The sequence below is a fragment of the Pseudomonas sp. NPDC088885 genome, from assembly GCF_044750025.1.
Taxonomy (GTDB): Bacteria; Pseudomonadota; Gammaproteobacteria; order Pseudomonadales; family Pseudomonadaceae; genus Aquipseudomonas; species Aquipseudomonas rustica.
The window spans coordinates 1-5,713 of the sequence record NZ_JBIVJB010000158.1 but is presented as its reverse complement, the minus strand read 5'-3'; the positions used below and the strand labels follow the sequence as shown (position 1 = coordinate 5,713).

The 5,713-nt window shown below is 62.0% G+C and carries 4 protein-coding genes and 2 pseudogenes; all 6 read right to left on the bottom strand.

Annotated features, from left to right (window positions below):
• Nucleotides 1-501: pseudogene (locus ACIP1X_RS27420) on the bottom strand (D-alanine--D-alanine ligase); the annotation flags it as partial.
• On the bottom strand, nt 498-1,958 hold the full coding sequence (gene murC / locus ACIP1X_RS27415) for a UDP-N-acetylmuramate--L-alanine ligase (RefSeq protein WP_053123636.1): 1,461 nt from the start codon (nt 1,956-1,958) through the stop codon (nt 498-500). The pseudogene ACIP1X_RS27420 and the gene murC, both read right to left, overlap by 4 nt.
• Nucleotides 1,951-3,021, bottom strand: a complete 1,071-nt coding sequence (murG, locus tag ACIP1X_RS27410; protein ID WP_400755834.1) for an undecaprenyldiphospho-muramoylpentapeptide beta-N-acetylglucosaminyltransferase — start codon at nt 3,019-3,021, stop codon at nt 1,951-1,953. Before murG ends, murC begins: the two co-directional genes overlap by 8 nt.
• Nucleotides 3,011-4,228, bottom strand: a complete 1,218-nt coding sequence (gene ftsW, locus ACIP1X_RS27405; protein ID WP_053123640.1) for a putative lipid II flippase FtsW — start codon at nt 4,226-4,228, stop codon at nt 3,011-3,013. Before ftsW ends, murG begins: the two co-directional genes overlap by 11 nt.
• On the bottom strand, nt 4,225-5,571 hold the full coding sequence (murD, locus tag ACIP1X_RS27400; protein ID WP_400755833.1) for a UDP-N-acetylmuramoyl-L-alanine--D-glutamate ligase: 1,347 nt from the start codon (nt 5,569-5,571) through the stop codon (nt 4,225-4,227). The genes ftsW and murD overlap by 4 nt, the downstream gene beginning before the upstream one ends.
• A 5-nt stretch (nt 5,572-5,576) precedes the next feature.
• A pseudogene (locus ACIP1X_RS27395) lies at nt 5,577-5,713 on the bottom strand (phospho-N-acetylmuramoyl-pentapeptide-transferase); the annotation flags it as partial.

The window sequence follows — 5,713 nt, the reverse complement described above, 5'->3', positions numbered from 1 at the left end:
AGAACTCACTTTGGCCATCCCGATACTTGAACCTTCATGGGCCGGTTTGACGATCAAAGGGAAGCCCAGTTCCGTCGCCGCAGAAATACAATCGGCTTCGCTGCACAGCACGGCGTGACGCGGCGTCGGAATCCCGAGGCTGTGCCAGACCTGCTTGGTGCGCAGTTTGTCCATCGCCAGTGCCGAGGCCAGAATGCCGCTGCCGGTGTAGGGAATGCCGGCCACTTCGAGCAGGCCCTGCATGGAGCCGTCTTCACCGCCACGGCCGTGAAGAATGATGAAGGCGCGGTCGATTTTTTCACTCAGCAGACGTTGCAGAATGTCGGCGCCAACGTCGATACCGAACGCGTCCACACCAGCGCTCTGCAGCGCATCGAGAACGGCGTTACCGGATTTCAGCGAAACCTCACGCTCGGCACTCAAGCCGCCGAAGAGCACGGCGACGCGGCCGAAGTCTTTCGGCGCGATGGTGGAGAACAGGTTGGCGTAGGCAGCAGTCATTTCAACTTCCCCTCGACCGACGCCGCCACGGCGCCAGCGAACAATTCACTTTTCAACAGCTTCGGCGCGAGACCGCCGATATCACCCGCGCCCTGGCACAGCAGGATGTCGCCAGCACGCAACAACGGCTTCACCAGCGGTGCCAGATCAACGCCACGCTCGATGTAGATCGGGTCGAGCTGACCGCGCTGGCGGATGCTGTTGCACAGCTTGCGGCTGTCGGCGCCCGGGATCGGCTCTTCGCCGGCCGGATAAACTTCCATCAGCAGCAGCACGTTGGCGTCGGCCAGTACATTGACGAAATCGTCGTACAGGTCGCGGGTGCGGCTATAACGGTGCGGTTGATACACCATCACCAGACGGCGTTCCGGCCAGCCACCGCGTACGGCTTTGATCACGGCCGCGACTTCGGTCGGGTGGTGACCGTAGTCGTCGACCAACATCACGTGGCCACCGTCCACCGGCAGTTCGCCGTAGACCTGGAAGCGTCGACCGACACCCTGGAAACCCGACAGGCCCTGAACGATGGCTTCATCGCTGACGCCCTCATCGGACGCAATGCAGATGGTCGCCAGCGAGTTGAGCACGTTGTGATTGCCCGGCATGTTCACGGAAACGTCCAGCGGCTCGCGGTCAGGGCGCAGCACGGTGAAGAAGGTCTGCATGCCTTGCTGACGCACATTGATCGCGCGCACGTCAGCGTCTTCGCTGAAGCCGTAGGTCACGGTCGGACGTTTCACCAGCGGCAGGATTTCGCGCACGACCGGGTCGTCCAGGCACATCACGGCCAAACCGTAGAACGGCAGGTTGTGCAGGAACTCGACGAAGGTTTTCTTCAGTTTGTTGAAGTCACCGTCGTAGGTCGCCATGTGGTCGGCGTCGATGTTGGTGACCACGGCCACCAGCGGTTGCAGGTGCAGGAAGCTCGCGTCGCTTTCATCGGCTTCGGCGATCAGGTAACGGCTGGTGCCGAGCTGGGCATTGGTGCCCGCAGCATTCAGACGACCACCGATGACGAAGGTCGGATCCAGACCACCGGCGGCGAACACCGAAGCGATCAGGCTGGTGGTGGTGGTTTTGCCGTGCGTACCGGCGACGGCGATGCCGTGGCGATAGCGCATCAGTTCGGCGAGCATTTCGGCCCGCGGCACCACTGGAATACGACGCTCGAGGGCAGTCGCGACTTCCGGGTTAGAGGTGTTCACAGCGCTCGACACTACCAGTACATCGGCGGTCGCGGCGTTCTCGGCACGGTGGCCGATGAAGATCTGCGCGCCGAACGATTCCAGACGCTCGGTGACCGGCGAAGCTTTCAGGTCGGAACCGGACACTTCATAGCCCAGGTTCAACAACACTTCGGCAATACCGCACATGCCCACGCCGCCGATACCGACGAAGTGGATGCGACGGATGCGGCGCATTTCCGGTTGCGGCATGGCTTTTTGATTCTCAACCATGGGCCACCTCCAGACAGGTATCGACCACACTACGGGTGGCATCGGGTTTCGCCAGACGGCGGGCCGCTTGGGCCATATCTTCGAGTCGTTGCGGTTGCATCAAGACCTCTGTCAGGCGCGCGGCAAGATCCGCGGCACCAGTCGTTCTTTTCGGCATCAGGAAGGCTGCGCCTTCACGGGCCAAATAATCGGCGTTGCGGGTCTGGTGATCGTCGATCGCGTGGGGCAAAGGCACCAGCATCGAGGGCAGACCGGCGGCAGCCAGCTCACTGATGGTCAACGCGCCTGCGCGGCACACCACCAGGTCGGCCCAGCCATAGGCTTGGGCCATGTCTTTGATGAACGGCTGCACCTGCGCATCGACGCCGGCGGCGCGGTAGCGCTCTGCAGTCACTTCATCGTGGTTTTTGCCGGCCTGATGAAACACTTCCGGGCGCAAATCGGCAGCGACTTGGGCCAGGGCTTCAGGCAGCAATTTATTCAACGGTTCTGCGCCAAGGCTTCCGCCAAGGATCAGCAAACGCGCTTTGCGACCAGCCAGAGCCGGGCGCGATGTTTCGAGGAACAGCTCGCTGCGCACCGGGTTTCCGGTGGTACGGCGGGTGTCCGACAGAGTAAAGGTGTCGGGGAACGCTTCACACACCCGGGCGGCGAACGGCACCAGCAACCGATTGGCGGTGCCGGCCACAGCGTTCTGCTCGTGAACGATCACCGGCACGCCGGCCAGTTTCGCGGCAAGCCCACCAGGGCCAGTCACATAACCACCGAAACCGACCACACACACTGGTTTCAACTGGCGAATGATCGCCCGCGCCTGCCACACCGACTTCAGCAGCATGAACGGCGCCTTGAGCAGCGACAGCTTGCCCTTGCCGCGCAAACCGCTGGCGTTGATGCGGTGCAGTTCCAGCCCTGCGCCCGGCACCAGTTCGTTTTCAATTCCGCGTGGCGTGCCGAGCCAGTGCACGGTGTAGCCGCGCACCTGAAACTCGCGGGCACAGGCCAGCGCCGGGAACACGTGGCCACCGGTACCGCCGGCCATGATCAATACGTTAGCGCCCATGATTCGGCTCCTCAGCGAAGTCGCTCTCATGGAATTCCATTTCTTCACTGCCCAGGTGGGTTCGACTCTCCCACTCGATCCTCAATAACAAGCCGAGGCAGGCACAGCAGATCACCAACGAACTGCCGCCGTAACTGAGGAACGGCAAGGTCAGACCCTTGGTTGGCAGCAGGCCGACGTTCACCCCGATGTTGATCAGGAACTGACCAATCCACAGGAACGACAAGCCGTAGGCCACATAAGCTGCGAAATACTGTTTGGCTTTCTCCGCCCACAAGCCGATGTACATGCCGCGAATACACACGAACACGAACAGGGCCACGGTGCACAGCGAACCCACCGCGCCGAGTTCTTCAGCGAGAACCGAGAACACAAAGTCGGTGTGCGCTTCCGGCAGGTAGAACTGCTTCTGCACGCTGTTGCCCAGACCCACGCCGAGCCATTCACCGCGACCGAACGCGATCAACGCTTGCGACAGTTGATAACCGGCGCCGAACTGGTCAGCCCACGGGTCAGCGAAGTTGGTCAGACGCGCCATACGATACGGCTGCATCTGAATCAGCAGCACCACCGCCCCGACCGCCAACACCACCATCAGCGAGAAGCGGAACAGCCCGACCCCGCCAAGGAATAGCATTGCCGCCGCAGCGCCCATCATCACGACGGTGGCACCGAAGTCCGGCTCCATCAGCAACAGGCCAGCCATCGGCAGCAGCACGATGAACGGCTTGAAGAAGCCCATCCAGCTCTCGCGCACTTCTTTCTGACGCCGCACCAGATAACCGGCGAGGTAGATCACCACGAATACTTTGGCGATTTCGGACGGCTGCACGTTGAAGAAGCTGAAACCAATCCAGCGCATCGAACCGTTCACTTCTCGGCCGATGCCGGGGACGATCACCATCACCAGCAAACCGAACGCGCCGAGCAACATCAACCAGCCGAGGCGCTGCCAGGTGGCGATCGGGATCATCATGGTAATGACACATGCGCCCAAACCCAGCACCACATATATAAGGTGGCGAATCATGTAATACAGCGGACTGCCCGACTGCGCGGCCGCCACTTCGGTGGACGCCGAGGCGATCATGATCAAACCGAGACCGAGCAGCGCCAGGCAACCGGCGAGCATCGGGAAATCGAGGTCGATACCGCGCCCGGTGATGATCGGCGACGGATACGGTTTGATGATATTGCGCAGGCTCATGCCAATTCCTCCACAGCGCGGACGAACTGGTGACCACGGTCTTCATAATTCTTGAACATGTCGAAACTGGCGCAGGCTGGCGACAGCAGCACCACGTCACCCGGCTGGGCAGCGGTGCGGCATTGCGCGACGGCATCGACCAGCGAGGTCGCGCGGATCAGCGGCACGGCATCGCCGATGGCGGCGCCGATCTTGTCGGAGTCGCGGCCCATGAGGATCACGGCGCGGCAGTTGGCCGCCACCGGATCACGCAGATCGTTGAATTCGGCACCCTTGCCATCGCCACCGGCGATCAGGATGACCTTGCCGTCGATGTCCGCGCCAAGGCCTTCGATGGCAGCCAGTGCGGCGCCGACGTTGGTGGCTTTGGAATCGTTGTAGTAAGCCACGCCGTCGAGATCACGCACCCACTGGCAACGGTGTTCAAGACCGGCGAAGTTGCGCAGCGCCGCGAGCATCGCATCTAACGGCAGGCCGACCGCATGACCGAGTGCCAGCGCCGCGAGGGCGTTGGACTGGTTGTGCGCGCCACGAATCTTTAATTCGCGCACTGGCATCAGGTTCTGGAATTCGAAGGCCAGATACTTCTCGCCATCTTCTTCGCGGATACCGAATGCCTTGAAATCCGGTTTGCTCAGGCCGAACGTCCAGCATGGCTGGCCTTCGCCCATCAACGGACGGCTCAGCGCATCCTGACGGTTGACCACGAACTGCTTCGCGCCACGGAAGATCCGGTGCTTGGCCAGGTGGTAAGCCGGCAGGCCGCTGTAGCGATCCATGTGGTCTTCGCTGATGTTCAGCACGGTCGCCACTTCAGCGTTGAGCTGGTCAGTGGTTTCCAGCTGGAAGCTCGACAGCTCCATCACGTATAGCTCGATGTCGTCGCTGAGCAAGTCCAGCGCCGGGGTGCCGAGGTTGCCGCCGACGGCGACGCGTTTGCCCGCCGCAGCCGCCATCTCGCCGACCAGGGTGGTGACGGTGCTTTTCGCGTTGGAACCGCTGATGGCCACGATCGGCGCCTGCGCGTTACGCGCGAACAGCTCGATGTCGCCGGACAGTTTCACGCCACGGGCCGCAGCGGCTTGCAGGGCCGGGGTCGCCAGTGCCAGGCCGGGTCTCACGTAGAGCTCGTCGGCACGGCAGAGGAATTCGACGTCCAGCTCGCCACAACGCACTTCCACGTGCGGATAGTCACGCTTGAGCGTGGCCAGTTCCGGTGGATTTTCCCGCGTGTCCGCCACGGCAAACGACGTGCCCCGGTTCGCCAGGAAGCGAACCAGGGACATGCCGCTCTTGCCGAGGCCGACAACGATGCGGAAGTGGTCAGAAGCGATCAGAGACACTCGTTCTACCTCAGCTTCAGGGTGGCAAGGCCAACCAACACGAGAATCACGGTGATGATCCAGAAACGGACAATCACGCGCGGCTCGGGCCAGCCCTTGAGTTCAAAGTGGTGGTGTATCGGTGCCATGCGGAACACACGGC

What these genes read in the sequence shown, in the direction of transcription:
- murC (WP_053123636.1), bottom strand. Translation starts at nt 1,958, where the DNA reads ATGGTTGAGAATCAAAAAGCCATGCCGCAACCGGAAATGCGCCGCATC.
- murG (WP_400755834.1), bottom strand. Translation starts at nt 3,021, where the DNA reads ATGGGCGCTAACGTATTGATCATGGCCGGCGGTACCGGTGGCCACGTG.
- ftsW (WP_053123640.1), bottom strand. Translation starts at nt 4,228, where the DNA reads ATGAGCCTGCGCAATATCATCAAACCGTATCCGTCGCCGATCATCACC.